The sequence below is a fragment of the Mycolicibacterium peregrinum genome, from assembly GCF_001665625.1.
Taxonomy (GTDB): domain Bacteria; phylum Actinomycetota; class Actinomycetes; order Mycobacteriales; family Mycobacteriaceae; genus Mycobacterium; species Mycobacterium peregrinum_B.
Genome location: NZ_LZSY01000123.1, coordinates 1 through 16,252, shown reverse-complemented (window position 1 = coordinate 16,252; position 16,252 = coordinate 1). Strand labels below are relative to the sequence as shown.

At 67.1% G+C, this 16,252-nt stretch carries 17 protein-coding genes; 10 read left to right on the top strand and 7 right to left on the bottom strand.

The window, feature by feature from the left end; genetic code table 11:
- The first annotated feature begins 289 nt into the window (after positions 1-289).
- The 5 genes from A5779_RS20860 to A5779_RS20840 all read left to right on the top strand — a co-directional run bounded on the left by A5779_RS20860 (position 290) and on the right by A5779_RS20840 (position 4,700).
- Positions 290-742 carry a MarR family winged helix-turn-helix transcriptional regulator gene (locus A5779_RS20860; protein WP_064885214.1) on the top strand — a complete coding sequence of 151 codons (453 nt, stop codon included), beginning with the start codon at positions 290-292 and terminating at the stop codon, positions 740-742.
- Positions 739-1,566 (top strand): ATP-binding cassette domain-containing protein, encoded by an 828-nt coding sequence (locus A5779_RS20855; protein ID WP_064885212.1) that lies wholly within the window; start codon positions 739-741, stop codon positions 1,564-1,566. The genes A5779_RS20860 and A5779_RS20855 overlap by 4 nt, the downstream gene beginning before the upstream one ends.
- Before the next feature lie 43 nt (positions 1,567-1,609).
- Positions 1,610-2,362, top strand: coding sequence for an ABC transporter permease (locus A5779_RS20850; RefSeq protein WP_082941780.1), 753 nt, complete (start codon positions 1,610-1,612; stop codon positions 2,360-2,362).
- Between the two features lie 71 nt (positions 2,363-2,433).
- Positions 2,434-3,591: an acyl-CoA dehydrogenase family protein gene (locus tag A5779_RS20845; protein WP_064885210.1), complete on the top strand. Its 1,158-nt coding sequence runs from the start codon at positions 2,434-2,436 to the stop codon at positions 3,589-3,591.
- 8 nt (positions 3,592-3,599) lie between these two features.
- Positions 3,600-4,700, top strand: a complete 1,101-nt coding sequence (locus A5779_RS20840) for an acyl-CoA dehydrogenase family protein (RefSeq protein ID WP_064885208.1) — start codon at positions 3,600-3,602, stop codon at positions 4,698-4,700.
- On the opposite strand, the gene A5779_RS20835 is transcribed toward A5779_RS20840, so the two are convergent.
- The 3 genes from A5779_RS20835 to treS are packed head-to-tail and all read right to left on the bottom strand — an operon-like array spanning position 4,650 to position 9,230.
- Positions 4,650-6,152 (bottom strand): MFS transporter, encoded by a 1,503-nt coding sequence (locus tag A5779_RS20835; RefSeq protein WP_064885206.1) that lies wholly within the window; start codon positions 6,150-6,152, stop codon positions 4,650-4,652. The genes A5779_RS20840 and A5779_RS20835 overlap by 51 nt on opposite strands.
- Before the next feature lie 13 nt (positions 6,153-6,165).
- Positions 6,166-7,488, bottom strand: a complete 1,323-nt coding sequence (locus tag A5779_RS20830) for a maltokinase N-terminal cap-like domain-containing protein (protein ID WP_064885204.1) — start codon at positions 7,486-7,488, stop codon at positions 6,166-6,168.
- Positions 7,485-9,230 carry a maltose alpha-D-glucosyltransferase gene (gene treS / locus A5779_RS20825; RefSeq protein WP_064885202.1) on the bottom strand — a complete coding sequence of 582 codons (1,746 nt, stop codon included), beginning with the start codon at positions 9,228-9,230 and terminating at the stop codon, positions 7,485-7,487. Before treS ends, A5779_RS20830 begins: the two co-directional genes overlap by 4 nt.
- Before the next feature lie 296 nt (positions 9,231-9,526).
- On the opposite strand from treS, the gene A5779_RS20820 reads away from it, so the two are divergent.
- Genes A5779_RS20820 through pyrE form a run of 3 tightly spaced genes read left to right on the top strand, consistent with a single transcriptional unit; the run spans position 9,527 to position 11,364 of the window.
- Entirely contained in the window at positions 9,527-9,916 is a 390-nt protein-coding gene (locus A5779_RS20820) for a hypothetical protein (protein WP_064885219.1), read from the top strand.
- 23 nt (positions 9,917-9,939) lie between these two features.
- Positions 9,940-10,734: a HugZ family pyridoxamine 5'-phosphate oxidase gene (locus A5779_RS20815; RefSeq protein WP_064885200.1), complete on the top strand. Its 795-nt coding sequence runs from the start codon at positions 9,940-9,942 to the stop codon at positions 10,732-10,734.
- A 60-nt stretch (positions 10,735-10,794) separates the two neighbouring features.
- A complete protein-coding gene (gene pyrE, locus A5779_RS20810; RefSeq protein WP_064885198.1) occupies positions 10,795-11,364 on the top strand; it encodes an orotate phosphoribosyltransferase in 570 nt (189 codons plus the stop codon).
- 106 nt (positions 11,365-11,470) lie between these two features.
- Here pyrE and A5779_RS20805 read toward each other — a convergent pair whose 3' ends face one another.
- Genes A5779_RS20805 through A5779_RS20790 form a run of 4 tightly spaced genes read right to left on the bottom strand, consistent with a single transcriptional unit; the run spans position 11,471 to position 15,297 of the window.
- A complete protein-coding gene (locus A5779_RS20805; RefSeq protein ID WP_064885196.1) occupies positions 11,471-12,511 on the bottom strand; it encodes an ABC transporter ATP-binding protein in 1,041 nt (346 codons plus the stop codon).
- A complete protein-coding gene (locus A5779_RS20800) occupies positions 12,508-13,281 on the bottom strand; it encodes an ABC transporter permease (protein ID WP_064885194.1) in 774 nt (257 codons plus the stop codon). The genes A5779_RS20805 and A5779_RS20800 overlap by 4 nt, the downstream gene beginning before the upstream one ends.
- A complete protein-coding gene (locus A5779_RS20795; protein WP_165609810.1) occupies positions 13,278-14,150 on the bottom strand; it encodes an ABC transporter permease in 873 nt (290 codons plus the stop codon). The genes A5779_RS20800 and A5779_RS20795 overlap by 4 nt, the downstream gene beginning before the upstream one ends.
- Positions 14,151-14,157: 7 nt before the next feature.
- A complete protein-coding gene (locus A5779_RS20790) occupies positions 14,158-15,297 on the bottom strand; it encodes an ABC transporter substrate-binding protein (RefSeq protein ID WP_064885192.1) in 1,140 nt (379 codons plus the stop codon).
- 128 nt (positions 15,298-15,425) lie between these two features.
- Here A5779_RS20790 and A5779_RS20785 point away from each other — a divergent pair, with 128 nt between their 5' ends.
- Together A5779_RS20785 and A5779_RS20780 are read left to right on the top strand one after the other, a co-directional pair.
- A complete protein-coding gene (locus A5779_RS20785) occupies positions 15,426-15,836 on the top strand; it encodes a hypothetical protein (protein ID WP_064885190.1) in 411 nt (136 codons plus the stop codon).
- Between the two features lie 34 nt (positions 15,837-15,870).
- Positions 15,871-16,252, top strand: a 382-nt coding sequence (locus tag A5779_RS20780; protein ID WP_236734833.1) for a TIGR03668 family PPOX class F420-dependent oxidoreductase, incomplete at its 3' end; no start/stop codon positions are given.

Below are 16,252 nucleotides of genomic sequence, written 5' to 3'. Positions count from 1 at the left end.
TGGCGTTGCTAATTGGTCCAATGTCCGTGCCCTAACCAGGAAATCTGGTACCTTGAACATGTAGCAGCCGTGGCCGCCTAAGTAGACGTTGAGCGCTTGCTTGATGTCACCGGCCGGGCGGGCTGGGGGGTACGAGCCGAAGAGCGGCGGCAACTACCCTGCGGCCACGGCTGCGGCGTCTCAGCGGGTTTGCCGCACCCCCTTTCGAGCCCCGCGAGTTGGTTCATTCAACATTCATCTCACCGTCGCGCACCATGCAATACCTCTGTTACAGAGGTATTGTGTCGGCGTGGAAACACATCGAGATCTTGTGGGCGAACTGTTCACCGTCGTCGGCCGGTTCCGTAGGCAGTTACGCCGGTCCACCGGCGGCGGATTCGATGCCACCGGGTTGACCCAGTCCCAGGGCGAACTGTTGCGCCTGGTCGGCCGACGGCCCGACATCTCGGTGCGGGAAGCGGCCGCCGAACTCAGCCTGGTGCCCAACTCCGCCTCCACGCTGGTGTCGCGATTGGTCGGCGACGGACTGCTGGCCAGAATCACCGACGACTCGGATCGGCGAGTGGTCCGTCTACGACTCACCCCGCCCGCACAGGCGATCGCCGACGAGTCAAGGGCGGCCCGCCGCGCCGCGCTTTCGGCCGTGCTGGCACAACTCGACGACGACCAGATCAACGACCTGGCAAACGGATTGGACGTGATGACCGAACTGACCCGGCTCCTGCACGAGGGGGACACATGACCGACCCGGCCATCGACTGCCGGCACCTGACCCATCGTTACGGCACCTTCACCGCCGTCGACGACCTCACCCTGCAGGTACATCGCGGCGAGACCCTGGGCCTGCTCGGCCCGAACGGGGCAGGCAAGACCACAGCGGTGCGGGTGCTGACCACACTGACGCCGGTGCAGGAAGGCGAGGTGCGGATCTTCGGTCTCGACGCCGAGCGGCGCACCATGGACATCCGACACAACATCGGCTATGTGCCGCAACAACTCTCGATCGAGGCGGCACTGACGGGCCGACAGAACGTCGAGTTGTTCGCGCGACTGTACGACGTGCCGCGGGCCGAACGCAGGGAGCGGGTCGACCGTGCGCTGGAGTCGATGCAGCTGCTCGATGTTGCCGATGCCGTGGCGGGCACCTACTCAGGAGGCATGGTGCGCCGCCTCGAGCTGGCCCAGGCACTCGTCAACCGTCCACTGCTGCTGATCCTCGACGAGCCCACGGTCGGGCTCGATCCCATCGCCCGCGACAGCGTCTGGACGCAGGTCGGCCGGATGCAGGCGGAGTTCGGGATGACGGTGCTGCTCACCACGCACTACATGGGCGAAGCCGACGCCTTGTGTGACCGGGTGGCACTGATGCACCACGGCCGGTTGCAGGCGGTCGGAACGCCGGCCGAACTGAAGGAACGGGTCGTCAAGGCCACTGATACCCCCGATGCCACGCTCGAGGACGTCTTCCGCCACTACGCCGGTTCGGACCTGACCGACGACGGGCAACAGAACGGCGGCATGCGCGAGGTACGTGCCACCCGCAGGACGGCCCGCCGTGTCAGCTGAGTCCCTGGTCCTGGCGCCGCGCGGGATGCGACGGGTCCGCGCGATGGCGCTGCGGATGTCGGCCTTCGCCCTCGTCGAACTGCAGAAGCTGCGCCACGACCGCACCGAACTCTTCACCCGCATGGTCCAGCCCGCGCTGTGGCTGCTGATCTTCGGCCAGACCTTCAGCCGACTCCATCTCGTAGACACCGGTGGCGTTCCCTACCTGACATTCCTGGCGCCGGGCATCATCGCCCAGTCGGCCCTGTTCATCTCGATCTTCTACGGCATCCAGATCATCTGGGACCGCGACGCCGGCATTCTGGCCAAACTCATGGTTACGCCGGCGCCGGCCTCCGCCCTGGTGGCGGGCAAGGCTTTCGCAGCCGGGGTGCGCTCGGTGGTCCAGGTGCTCGGAGTGGTGCTGCTTGCCTATCTGATGGGCATCGCGATGACGGTCAATCCGCTGCGCATCCTGGCCGCGATGGCCGTGGTGGCGCTGGGTGCGGCGTTCTTCGCGTGTCTGTCGATGACCCTGGCCGGGTTGGTGCGCAAACGGGACCGGCTGATGGGGATCGGCCAGGCCATCACCATGCCTTTGTTCTTCGCGTCCAATGCGCTCTATCCCGTCGACATCATGCCGACCTGGCTGCGATGGCTGTCCACGGTCAACCCGCTCAGCTATGAGGTGAACGCACTACGCGGGCTGCTGATCGGCACGCCGACCAATTGGGCACTCGACATCAGTGTGCTGATCGTGGCTGCGGTGCTCGGAGTCGTCGTCGCCTCGTCGTTGCTGCGTCGACTGGTGCGCTAGACGCATCCCCGGTGCACCCAACCAACCGGGTGGTTTAGGGTGCAGACAGATCCACCGACAGGGAGACGGTCATGCAACTGGCGCTCACACCGGAGGAAGCAGCTTTCCGCGATGAGCTGCGCACCTTCTACACGACGAAGATTCCCGCCGAGCTTCGAGAACGAAACCGGCTGGGGCTGCCGATCGGCAAAGAGGGCATCATCACGGCGCACAAAATCCTCCATGAGCACGGTCTTGCGGTGCCCAACTGGCCAGTCGAGTGGGGCGGCAAGGACTGGACGCCCAACCAGCATCAGATCTGGCTCGACGAGATGCAGTTGGCCAGCGTTCCCGAGCCACTGACCTTCAACGCGAGGATGGTCGGCCCGGTGATCGCCGAGTTCGGCTCGCAGGAGGTCAAAGAGCGCTTCCTGCCGCCGACCGCGGCACTGGACATCTGGTGGTGCCAGGGCTTCTCCGAGCCCGAGGCCGGCTCCGACCTGGCCTCGCTGCGCACCACCGCGGTGCGCGACGGCGACAGCTACGTCGTCAACGGCCAGAAGACGTGGACGACGCTCGGTCAGCACGCGGACTGGATCTTCTGCCTGGTCCGCACCGACCCGCAGGCCCCCAAGAAGCAGGCCGGCATCTCGTTCCTGCTGTTCGAAATGGACACCCCCGGTGTCACACTGCGCCCGATCAAGCTGATCGACGGCAGTTACGAGGTCAACGAGGTCTTCTTCGAAGACGTCCGGGTGCCCGCCAACCAGCTCGTCGGCGAGGAGAACCAGGGCTGGACCTACGCGAAGTTCCTGCTCGGCAACGAGCGGACCGGCATCGCCCAGGTGGCCCGCACCAAGGTTCGCCTGGCCGAGGTCAAGGAACGTGCCGCGGCCAACGGCCTGCTGGCCGATCCGCTGTTCGCCGCCCGCCTGGCCGAGGCCGAGAACGACGTCCTCGCACTGGAACTCACCCAGATGCGGGTGACGTCGGATTCGGCCGACGGCAAGCCCAGCCCGGCATCCTCGGTGCTCAAGCTGCGCGGCAGCCAGCTTCAGCAGACCGCCACCGAGCTGCTCGTCGAGGTGGCCGGCGCCGACGCGCTGCCGTACGAGGCCGACGACATCGCCTCACCGGAGTGGGCCCAGCACGCCGCCCCGCACTACCTCAACTACCGCAAGACCTCGATCTACGGCGGTAGCAACGAGGTGCAGCGCACCATCATCTCGTCCACCATTCTCGGATTGTGAGTTGAGCCATGGACTTTCAGCTGACTGACGAACAGACCCTGCTGGCGGACACCACCCGTGACCTGCTGTCGGGCTACGACACCGAAAAGCGCAACAAGGTGGTGGAGTCCGAGCCCGGATTCGACCGCCAGGTCTGGGGCCAGCTCGCCGAGATCGGCGTTCTGGGACTGGGTTTCGATGAGGACTCCGGCGGCCAGATCGAGATCATGGTGGTGCTGAACGAGATCGGACGCCGGCTGGCACCCGAACCCGTCCTGCACGGGGCGATCGGCCCCGGCGCGATCATCGCCGAGGTGGGTACCGACGCCCAGCGCGCCCTGCTCGACGACGTCGCCGCGGGTGAGCGGATCCTGGCCTTCGCCCACGCCGAACCTGGCTTGCGGGGATCGGCCGGGGTGACGACGACCGCGACGAACAGCGGCGACGCGTGGACGCTGAGCGGCACCAAGAACCCGGTGCTGGCCGGCGACGTCGCCGACACGCTGATCGTCAGCGCCGCCCTGCCCGATGGAGGAACTGGACTGTTCCTGGTCGACGCCGCGAACGTCACCCGCACGGGCTACCGCACCTTCGACGGCCAGCGCGGGGCCCAGGTCGAGCTGGATGCCACGCCTGCCGAGCCGCTCGGCGAGGCCGCCGACGCCGGTGAGGCGATCACCAACGCCCTGGTGCGGATCTCGGCGGCGCTGTGCGCCGAGGCGGTCGGCGTGATGGAGGAATCGCTGCGCCTGACCACCGATTACCTCAAGCAGCGCAAGCAGTTCGGGGTCACACTGAGCAAGTTCCAGACGCTGACCCAGCGCGCCGCCGACATGTACATGTCGTTGGAGCTGGCGCGCAGCATGGGCACCTACGCCGCAATGTCGATCGCCGACGGCGAGCTCAACCCGGTGATCGCGGCGCGCGCCAAGCTGCAGATCGGCCGCTCGGGTCGGCACATCTCGCAGGAGTCGATCCAGCTGCACGGCGGTATCGGCGTCACCGCGGAGTACCCCGTCGGCCACTACGCCGCGCGGCTGACGGCGATCGAGCACACCCTGGGCTCGTCGTCGGATCAGCTACGGACGCTGGTCGGCCAGCTCGACAGCTACGAGATCGCCACGCTCTGACACCAAACGCTCAGCAGCTTCTGAAAGCGCCCCGTCCAGTTCTGTTTCAGCCGGCCGGGGCGCTTTCGGTATTGCCATGGCGATCAGCGCGGCACCGGCAGCCGCGGCCGCGGCGATCAGCAGCGCAGTGCGGAACCCGGCCGGTGACGGCAGCGCGTGCCCGGCGAACGTGATGGTCATCTGGGCCAGCACCGCCGTCATCACCGCACTGGAGGTCGAGGTCCCCAGCGAGCGGGCCAGCGAGTTGATGCTGTTCGCGGACGCGGTCTCCGACACCGGCACCGCGGCATTGATCAAGGCGGGTAGCGCGGCGAAGGCGAAACCGACGCCGAAGCTGACGATCAGGCCGAGCACCATCAGGCCGACGGGGCTGCCGAGCATCAAGGTGCCGGCCAGGTAGCCCACGGCGATGATCGCGCTGCCGATCACCAGTACGATCTTCGGCCCGCGCGCCGACACCACCCGTGCGGCGACCGGTGCCGCGGCCATCATCGCCAGTCCGCCGGGCGCCATCCACAGACCGGTGGCGACCATGCTCTGCCCCAGGCCGAATCCGGTCTCCCGCGGCATCTCGAGCAGCTGGGGGCCCACCAGCGACAGCGCGAACATGCCGAAGCCCACCGCGATCGAGGCCAGGTTCGTCAGCAGCACAGGCCGTTTCAACGTCGTGCGCATATCCACGATGGGTGAGGGCACTCGGTACTGCCACCAGGTGAACACACCGAAGGTCGCCACCGCGGCGGCGAACATGCCCAACGTGGTGGCATCGGTCCAACCCCACATCGCGCCCTTGGAGATCGGTAGCAACAGCAGCACCAGGCCGATGCCCAGCGTGACGGCGCCGACCGGGTCGAACCGGTGATCGGCGGACACGGGTTCCAGGTCGGGCACCAGCAGGACGAACAGGATGCCCGAGGCCAGGCCGAGCGCGGCCGCACACCAGAACAGGGCGTGCCAGTTGAACTGTTCGGCGATCACCGCCGACAACGGCAGGCCCAGCGCGCCGCCGACGCCCAGCGACGCGCTCATCAAACCCATGGCCGAGGCCACCCGCTCAGGAGGCAGGGCGGCGCGCAGCACGCTGATGCCCAGTGGGATCACCGGGGCTCCGAACCCCTGCAGCCCTCGCCCGATGATCAACGGGATCAGCGAGGTCGTCATGGCGGCGATCACCGATCCGACGAACAGCAGGACAGCGCACAACACGAGAATCCACTTGGGGCCGTACATATCCCCGAGACGGCCCAACATCGGTGTCGCGACGGCGCCGGTCAGCAGGGTCGCGGTGATCGCCCACGAGGCGTTGGCCCCGGTGGTGCCGAGCAGGGTGGGCAACTGCGGGATCAACGGGATGATCAGGGTCTGCATCAGCGAGACACTGATACCGGCGGCCGCGAGGACGGCGATCAGCAGCCCGTCGGACGCCGATCGGCGCGCAGGCTGATTAGGCATGCTAATGAAGATATCAGCCGATCAGGCGGGTCACCGATCCCAGTGGGACCGGTAGCCAGCTCGGCCGGAACCGGGCCTCGTAGGCGGCCTCGTACACCGCCTTGTCCAGCTCATAGGCGGCCAACAGCGCGGCCTGCTCGCGCGGATCGGCGCCGGCCGCCTCGGCGTAGCCGTCACAGAATGCCGCGCTGTTGCGGTCGGCCCACTCCCGGGCCCGGGCCGCCAACTGCCGGGCCCGGTCGTCGTCGGTGGCCAGGTCCACCAGGCGGGCATACGCCGCGTAGTCGAAAGACCTCAGCATGCCCGCGACGTCACGCAGTGGCGAGTCGGGGCTGCGCCGCAGCTGCAACGGTTGGCCGGGCTCGCCCTCGAAGTCGATCAGCAGCCAGTTCTCCGGGGTGCGCAGCACCTGCCCGAGATGCAGATCGCCGTGTACCCGCTGGACCGTCACCTGCTCGTCGGCCAGCTTGCGGTAGCGGTCCTCGATCAGCGAGACATGCTCGCGCAGTTCGGGTACCGCCTCTGCGGCGGTGGCCAGCCGGGCGGTCATCAGCTCGGCCGGGAAGGGCACCGACTCGGTGCCGAGCTGCTCGGCCAGACAGGCATGTACCGAGGCCACCGCCTCCCCCAGTCGGTGGGACTCGGCGGCGAAGTCACCGCCCACCTCGTCGGCATAGAGGTCACCCTCGGCGAAGAGGTCACGGGTGCTGGCGTTGGCCATGTCCCAGCCCTCGGCAGAGTTGGCGGCGAATTCGGTCACCATCCCCAACGCGAAAGGCTCACCCTCCCAATCGATATCGATCGATCCGAGCAGCCTCGCCACATGCGGGTTACCGGCCCGGGCCAGCACGCGGTTGAGTTCGATGTCGGGGTTGATGCCCGGGGTGATCCGGCGGAACACCTTGAGCACGGCATCCTGCCCGAACACCACGCTGGTATTGCTCTGCTCTGCCGCCGACACCCGGGGCAGCGCATCCAGCGGCAGGGTGGCCCCTGGCTCCTTGCTACACGTCAGCCCGCCCACGGTGGCCGAACGGTCGACCATCTCCAGCAGATATCGCGCGGCGTCCTGGTCGTAGAGGGCGTCGGAGGCCGTCCGCCCGTCGTCACTGCCGATCGTGGCCACGGAGCTGTATTCCTCGATCAGGTCGGCATCCCACTTCACCAGTACCTGGTACCGCTCGACGGTTCCGTCGGCGTAGGACACCTGCAGCAACGTCAGGTCGAGATCCTCGTTCAAGTCGAGCACCAGACCTGGTGTGGCGGTCGCTAATTCGCGTCCGCGGCCGGCGTACCAGCGCTGCTGACTCAGCCAGTCAGCGAATTCGAGACTCATTGCTGTGCAGCCTCCCGCTCGGGCTCGCGGAGCTCGAACCAGTAGAACCCGTGCCCGGGCAGCGTCAGCAGGTACGGCAGCTGACCGATACTGGGGAACTCGACGTAGCCGGACATCTCGATGGGCGTATATCCGCTCCACTCTTGCAGATTCAGTTCGATGGGCTGCGGGAACCGCGACAGGTTGTTCACGCACAGCACCGCATCGCCGTCGCTCTCGATCTGGCGGACGTAAGCCAGTACCGACGGGTTGGAGCCGCCCAGTTCACGGAACTCCCCGACCGCGAACGCATCGTGGCGGCCGCGGATGGCCAGCATGCTGCGGGTCCAGTTCAGCAGCGACGTCGAACTGTCCCGCTGCGCTTCGACATTCACCGACTGGTAGCCGTACACCGCGTCCTGGTTCGGCGGCAGGTACAGCCGGCCGGGGTTGGCCGTCGAGAACCCGGTGTTGCGGTCCGGCGTCCACTGCATCGGCGTGCGCACGCTGTCGCGGTCACCGAGCCAGATGATGTCGCCCATGCCGATCTCGTCGCCGTAGTAGAGCATCGGCGATCCGGGCAGGGACAGCAGCAACGCGGTGAACAGTTCGATCTGGTTGCGGTCGTTCTCCAGCAACGGGGCCAGCCGACGGCGGATACCGACGTTGGCCTTCATCCGCGGATCCTTGGCGTACTCGGCGTACATGTAGTCGCGCTCGTCGTCGGTGACCATCTCCAGCGTGAGCTCGTCGTGGTTGCGCAGGAAGATCGCCCAGTGCGCCATGTCCGGGATCGCCGGGGTCTGCGCCAGGATCTCCGAGATCGGGAACCGCGACTCCCGTCGCACGGCCATGAAGATCCGCGGCATCAACGGGAAATGGAAGGCCATGTGGCACTCGTCGCCGCCCGTGCTCGGATCGCCGAAGTACTCGACCACGTCGGCCGGCCACTGATTGGCCTCGGCCAGCAGCACCCGGCCCGGGAACTCGTCGTCGACCACCTTGCGGCACCGCTTGAGGAAGGCGTGCGTCTCGGGCAGGTTCTCGCAATTGGTGCCCTCGCGTTCGAAGAGGTAGGGCACCGCATCCAGCCGAAAACCGTCGATGCCGAGATCCAGCCAGAACCGCAGGACGTCGATCATCGCCTCCTGCACCGCCGGATTGTCGTAGTTCAGATCGGGCTGGTGAGAGAAGAACCGGTGCCAGTAGAACTGACGGCGCACGGGGTCGAAGGTCCAGTTCGACTCTTCGGTGTCGACGAAGATGATGCGCGCATCGGCGTACCGGTCGCTGGTGTCGCTCCAGACATAGAAGTCGCCGTAGGGACCGTCGGGGTTCTGCCGCGACTCCTGGAACCACGCGTGGGAGTCGGAGGTGTGGTTCATCACCAGGTCGGTGATGACGCGGATACCCCGGCGGTGCGCGCCGTCGAGCAGCGCGACGAAGTCCTCCACGGTGCCGAACTCGGGTAGCACCTTGTAGAAGTCCCGGATGTCGTAGCCACCGTCACGCAGCGGAGAATCGTAGAACGGTGGCAGCCAGAGGCAGTCCACACCGAGCCACTTGAGGTAGTCGAGTTGCTGGGTCAGACCGCGTAGATCGCCGACACCGTCGGCGTTCGAGTCGTAGAACGCGCGAACCAGAACCTCGTAGAACACCGCCCGCTTGAACCAGTCGGGGTCCGTGGGCAGCGTTCTGGCATGGCCGAAGTCCTCGGCGGTCGGATGTTCGACCAGTGGGTGATCGTCCTGAGCGTTGTCCATCAGCTTTCCAACGTACCCACTTCGTCCGGCCTCGACACCTGGACGAAACCTCGCACCGGACGTGGTGATCCGAAACGATCCTGCAGCAACGTGATTCGCCACCGGGCGCGTGTTTGCGGAAAAACTAACGGTTGAATAAGAGACAGCAACGGGTTACGTTTTTCCCGCATTTGATCTCCTCGTCGGCTATGGGCCGGCGAGCACAAACTTTCGACGAGGGATGGCCTGTGGGTGAGTCGGCACCTAATGACGGTGAAGCACCAGTAATCGTTGGACTTTCTGATGCGGCGATGCACATGTACATCGCCGCGATCGACGCGCTACCGCCGGTCGGCGACCCGGAGTACGCCGACCGCGCCGCAGTCGTCCTCAGCGGTCTGCGCAAGCTGCAGACGTCGCTGTCGGAGGCAGCGGGCCGCAGCCGCGTCACCCCGTCGGTCATCGTGGCGCTCAGCGGTGTGCGGCACCGCTACGACGAGCTGATGACGACCGCGTCCGAAGGCCCCGGCGCCACGCTCGGTCAGCGTCTGTACGTTGCACGCGGCAACGCGAAGCTGTCCACCGAGGAAGCCGCCAACGGCGTCGGGCTGCGTAAGGACCTCATCGAGGCCGTCGAGGCCGAGGAGCCCGCGACCGAAGCCGAGACCGCTCAGATCAAGGACCTCATCGCCGCGCTCGGCGGCTGAGCCCACAGCGGTAGGGTCGCTGCGTGACGCGCGATCATGGCGACCCCGGTGATGCCCCCTCGGTTCCTCCCCCACTGACGGAGGTGATCGCGGGGGCACGTCCGTCTGCAGCCGAGGAAGCCCGGACCGTCGCCGCATCGACCAACGCGGGCACGCTGGCCACCCTCACCGCTGACGGCGACCCGTGGGCATCCTTCGTCACCTACGGACTGCTGGCCGGTGCACCGGTGCTCTGTGTGTCGAACATGGCCGAGCACGGCCGCAACCTCGCCGGCGACCCCCGGGCCAGCATCTCCGTCGTCGCCCCCGACAATGGGTCAGATCCGTTGGCCGGCAGCCGCATCACGCTGGCCGGTGTCGCCGAGCGACCCATCGGCGACGAGCTCGCCGCGGCCCGCCGGGCCCATCTGGACGCGGTCGCCGCCGCCCGCTACTACATCGACTTCAGCGACTTCTCGCTCTGGGTGCTGCGCGTGCAGCGCGTGCGCTGGGTGGGCGGATACGGCCGGATGGACTCGACCACCGGCGAGGCCTATGCGGCCGCCGGACCCGACCCCGTCGCACCGCACGCCGCCGGTGCGATCGAGCACCTCAACGCCGACCACGCCGATTCGCTGGCCGAGATGGCCCGTGCCCTCGGCGGCTACCCCGACACGACCGCGGCGGTGTGCACCGGCGCCGACCGCTACGGCCTGGATCTGCGGGTCACCACCGAGCGCGGGATGGCCTACACCCGAGTCGGCTACGCCGCACCGATCAGCTCCTTCGGTGAGTTGCGGGCGGCCACGGTCGAGTTGGCCCAGCGCGCTCGGGCTTGATCCGCGCACCGCGCCGGCTGGGCCCGCGACCCCGTCAGGCCGTGCAATACGATCGCGGGTATGCCTGAGCGCCCGGACACCTGGCAAGCCGCCTTCGACCTGATCCGCACCCGCGGCTACGAACACCGCGAGGAGCCGTTCCGGCTGGCCAGCGGGCAGCTGAGCCACGACTACATCGACGGCAAGTTCGCCATCGACACCGGCGAGCGGATGGCCATCGTCAGCCGAGCGGTCGCCGATCTGGCCGCCGCGAGCGGTATCGAATTCGACGCCGTCGGCGGGCTCACCATGGGCGCCGACCCGCTCGCCCACGGGGTCGCGATGGTGACCGGCAAGGCCTGGTTCTCGGTGCGCAAGGAACAGAAGTCCCGCGGCCGCGAGCAGTGGATCGAGGGCACCCGGCTCGAGCCCGGTACCCGCGTGCTGCTGGTCGACGACGTGATCAGCACCGGCGGCTCCACCGAGATCGCCTACGAACGCGTGACCGCCGTCGGCGCCGTCGTCACCGGCGTCATCCCGATGGTCGACCGCGGCGACGTCGCGACCGGGCGGTTCGCCAAGCGCGGGGTCCCGTTCGCGGCGCTGGTCACCTACCGCGATCTGGGGATCGAACCGGTCAAGGACGTTTAAGGCAGAGAACCAACCGCCGGGAGCCTCACGTTCGTAACGCCATGGCGGTCCCGGGCGTGATTTTTCGTCATGCCGTTACGAACGCGAACCGGTCGGACCGGGCACGCTAGATCACCAGGACCGGCGCCCGCTCCAGAGCAAGGTTGACGACGACGCCGGGCCCGAAGGCCCGGGCCCGCGAGCTGGGCAGCTGCGCGTGGATCAGCGAGCCGTCGGGCAGTGAGATGTACACGTGCGACGTCGGGCCCAGGAACGACACGGATTCCACCACCGCGGGCCCGTCCGGATCGGCGCGCACCCGGATCGATTCCGGCCGCACCATCGCGATACCCGACCCGGAACTGATCGATCCGGGCAGCGTCGGCAACTCGGCGCCCAGCAGTCTGGCCCGTCCGCCCGCCACCCGCGCGCGCACCTTGTTGTGCAAGCCGACGAATTCGGCGACGAACGGCGTCGACGGGCGGGCGTAGACCACGGCAGGAGTGGCGAGCTGCTCGAGTTTGCCGTGACTCATCACCCCGACCCGGTCCGCAACCCCGAGGGCCTCCTCCTGGTCATGGGTGACGAACAACGTCGTGATGCCGACTTCGAGCTGTACCCGCCGGATCTCGTCACGCAGTTGCGAGCGCACTTTCGCATCGAGTGCCGACAGCGGCTCGTCGAGCAGCAGCACCCTCGGCTCGATCGCCAGGGCCCGCGCCAACGCGACCCGCTGCTGTTCGCCCCCGGACAGCTCGCTCGCATACTTGCCCTTGTGCGCCGCCAGGCCCACCAGATCGAGCATGTCTGCAGCTCGAAACAGCCGGTCCCGCTTGGACTTTCCACGCATCTTCAAGCCGAATGCGACGTTGTCCAACACGGTCAGGTGCGGGAACAGGCTGTAGGCCTGGAACACCATGCCCATATCCCGCTTGTTGGCCGGCACCGAGCTGATGTCACGGCCGCCGACGAACACGGTGCCGGCGCTGGCCTCTTCCAGCCCGGCCAGGATGCGGAGCGCCGTGGTCTTGCCGCAGCCCGACGGGCCGAGCAGCGCGACCAACTCCCCCGGCTCGATGGACAGACTCAGCCCGTCGAGTGCGTGGACGTTGCCGTAAGTGCGGGTGAGGTCACGAAGTTCAACGCGCACACCGGCCCCGAGACTCATGTCTGAACTCCCAACCTCCGGCGGCGGCCCCGCGTGAGCGCCGCCAAGACCAACAACAGAGCGAAGCCGAGCAGCAGCGTGGCCAGCGAGGCCGCCACCGACGTCGCGCCGTCACTCTTCCCGATCGCCACGATCTGGACGGGGAGCGTCTCGAAGCCACTCAGCGAGGCCACGGTGTATTCACCGAGCACCACCGCAATGGAAATGAAGGCAGCGGACAGGATCCCAGACCAGATGTTGGGCACGATCACCCGGGTGATGGTCGAGATCCAACCGGCCCCCAACGACCGAGCTGCCTCCGACAAGGTCTGCAGGTCGATCGCGGACAGCGCGGAATCGATCGCCCGGTAGGCGAACGGCAGGACCAGCACCACGTAGACGAATGTCAGGGTGAGCGCCGACTCGCCGAGAAGATAAGTGACCCACAGGTACACGTTGCGCAGGCCCACCACGATGACCAGGGCCGGAATGGTCAGCGGCAGCAGGCACAGAAACTCCACCAGCGGTGCGGCCCAGCGGACCCGCACGCGTACCCAGATCATCGTCGGCACCAGCAACGCCAGCATCGCGATGACGGTGAACACCGCGAGCAGCAATGAGATCAGGATGGCGTGGTACAGCGCCTCGTCGGCGACCAGATTGCGCCATGCCGCGCCGGTGCGCCCGCCGGCGATGAGATTCCGGGTCGAGAAGTCGGCCATCGCATACAGCGGAAACAAGAAGAACAGGCCGAACAGCACCCAGAGCGCCACGCGGGCAGCACGGTTCATTTGAGCCACCTCGCCGTGCGCCGGACCAAGGCGTTGTAGGCGATCATCACCACGGCCACCACCACGATCATCTCGCAGGCCAGCGCATAGGCGAAGCCGGACTGACCCAGCACGACCTCACTGGTGAGTGCGGCGCGGATCAACAGCGGCACGATCGGACTGCCCTGACTGACCAGTGCGGCCGCGGTGGCGTAGGCGGCAAACGCGTTGGCGAACAACAACAACGCCGACCCCCAGAATGCCGGGGTCAGCAGCGGCACTGCGACCTCCCGCAGGTACTGCCACCGTGACGCGCCGAGGCTGACGGCGGCCTCGCGCCACTGCTCACGCAACCCCTCGAGGGCGGGCAGGAACACGATCACCATCAACGGGATCTGGAAGTAGCTGTACACCAGGATCAGCCCGCCGAGTCCGTACAACCAGCCGGAACCGGCCAGATCCCAGCCGAGGTTCTCCTTCACCCACAGTGTCAGCACGCCATTGAGCCCGATGGTGGCCAGAAATGCGAAAGCCAGTGCCACACCGCCGAACTGGGCCAGCACACTGCACAGTGCCAGCACCGTGCGACGAACCATCGACGCGTGTGGGCTGCTGACGATCAGCCAGGCCAGCACCGCGCCCAGCACCGCCCCGATCAGCGCCGTACTGGCCGACAGGGCAATGCTCTTGGCCAGAGCAGCCAGGGCAGTACCGGAGAACAGCGCGGCAATCCGATCCAGTGAGAAGGATCCGTCGGCGAAGAACGCCATGACGATCACCGTCGCCGTGGGGACGATCAAAAAGACTGTCACCACCACCACGAACGGCAGCAATGGCAGCGCGTCACGGATGTCTGCGCGGAGGTCCCGACGAGTTGTACTACCCGGCACTGGCGACCTAGCCGATCGCCTTGGCCCAGTTGTCGGCCAGATACTGGTTGGCTACGTCGGTTTGGGCCTGGCTCGCGACCGTGACCGGGCCGTCGATGGGAGGCAACTGACCGAACGCCGCGCGGTCGGCGGTCCCGGCCAGGATCATCTTGTCGGCGCGCACCGGGCGAACCCCGCCCTTGGCGTACAGGTTCTGCCCCTCGTCGCTGAACAGGAATTCCTGCCACAACCGGGCCGCCGCCGGATGCGGTGCATCCTTGTTGATCGCCTGGTAGTAGTACCCCGCGACCAGTGCCTCGTGCGGAACGATCACTTGCCATCCCGGGACCTTCTGGCTCTCGGTGCCGTTGAGGTAGTTCCAGTCGATCACCACCGGGGTCTGCCCTGATTCGATGGTGGCCGGGGTCGGATCCAGCGGCAGGAAGTTGCCTGCCTCGTTGAGCTTTTCGAAGAACGCGACGCCGGGGGCGATGTCGTCGGCCGACCCGCCCTGTGCCACCGCTGCCATCAGGACCCCGGCGAACGCCGCGCCGGCCTGGGTCGGGTCTCCGTTGAGCGCGACCTTGCCGTGGTACTCAGGCTTGAGCAGGTCTTCGACGGAGGTGATCGGTGGAACCTTCGTGGAATCGAAGCCGATGGACATGAAGCCGCCGTAATCGTTGACCCAGGTGCCGTCCGGGTCCTTGAGGTTCTCCTGGATGTCATCGAAGGTGGCCACCTTGTACGGAGCGAACATCGAGGTGTTCGCGAGCGCGACCGACTGCCCCAGGTCGAACACGTCGGGTGCGGTGCTCTTGCCCTTCTGCTGGTTCGCCGCGTTGATCTCTTCCTGACTGGAACCGTCGGGCAGCGCCGAGTTCACCTTGATGCCGTACTTCTCCTCGAAGGTCTTGATGATGGCGCCGTAGTTGGCCCAATCCGGAGGCAGCGCAATGACATTGAGCTCACCTTCGGCCTTGGCGGCCGCGATGAGCTTGTCCATCCCGCCGAAGTCTGCCGCAGACTTGGCCTCGGCGACCTTGACGCCGGTATCGGTGTCACCACCGGCAGCGCCCTTCTGGGGAGGCGCGCACGCCGCCAGACCCACCGCGACGAGTGCCGATGCGGCCAGAGCCGCAGATGCTGTCACGATCCGGGACGTCATCATTACCAAACCCTCCGTTGGCCACCAAGCGCGCGCACCGGCACCCTATCGTGACCTCGCCGAACGTGAGAGGCATCGCAAGCCGCCCGGTGGTGGACGATGGCGACACCGGCTGACTAGGGTTGGCGCCCATGACGCCCGTCCGCACGACCCTCGCACGTCGGCGGCGTCTGCTCGCCACATCTGCCGCGTTCGTCGGCATCTGCGCCGCAGGTCAGTTCACGATCCCACCCGCCTCGGCGGCGTTCGACGTGCAGGGATATGAGACCTGTACCGCGACGGCGGCACCCGGTCCCGACCAGAACATCGACTCCGTCGCCACGACCTGCTGTGTCGACAACGCCGGAGTCCCTGCCACCACCACCTACGGCGTCGGTTGCGTCGCGCCGGTCGAGAATCCGCCAGAGGACTACCGGCCCACGATCATCATGCCGACCCGGCCCATGCCACCGGGTGCGGGCGACCCGACCTACGACGAGCTCATGAAGCTCCCGCCGCTCCCGGACGAGGGTGCGCCCCCCGGCGATGTCCCGCCGCCCTGAGACGCAGACGGTGTCATCCACATAATCTCGACTGATGGCTGATCTCGCTGATCTCGAAGCCGCAACTCGATTCGCCGCTGCACCCACTGCCGTCCTGGCGACACTGCGCCCCGACGGCGCTCCGCACCTGGTCCCGGTGGTCTTTGCCGTGCACCGTTCCGCCGAGGGCGACACCATCTACTCCGCTGTGGACGCCAAACCCAAGTCCACCCAGCGACTGCGCCGGCTGGCCAACATCGAGGGCGATTCCCGGGTCAGCCTGCTGGTTGACCACTACACCGACGAGTGGGAACACCTGTGGTGGGTCCGTGCGGACGGACGGGCCACCGTCCATCGCGGCGGTGACGACCGGGCCGTTCAGTGCAATTCGCTCGTACTGCGGGTATTTCGCGCGCAACAGCCCGTAGCCGGTGGCC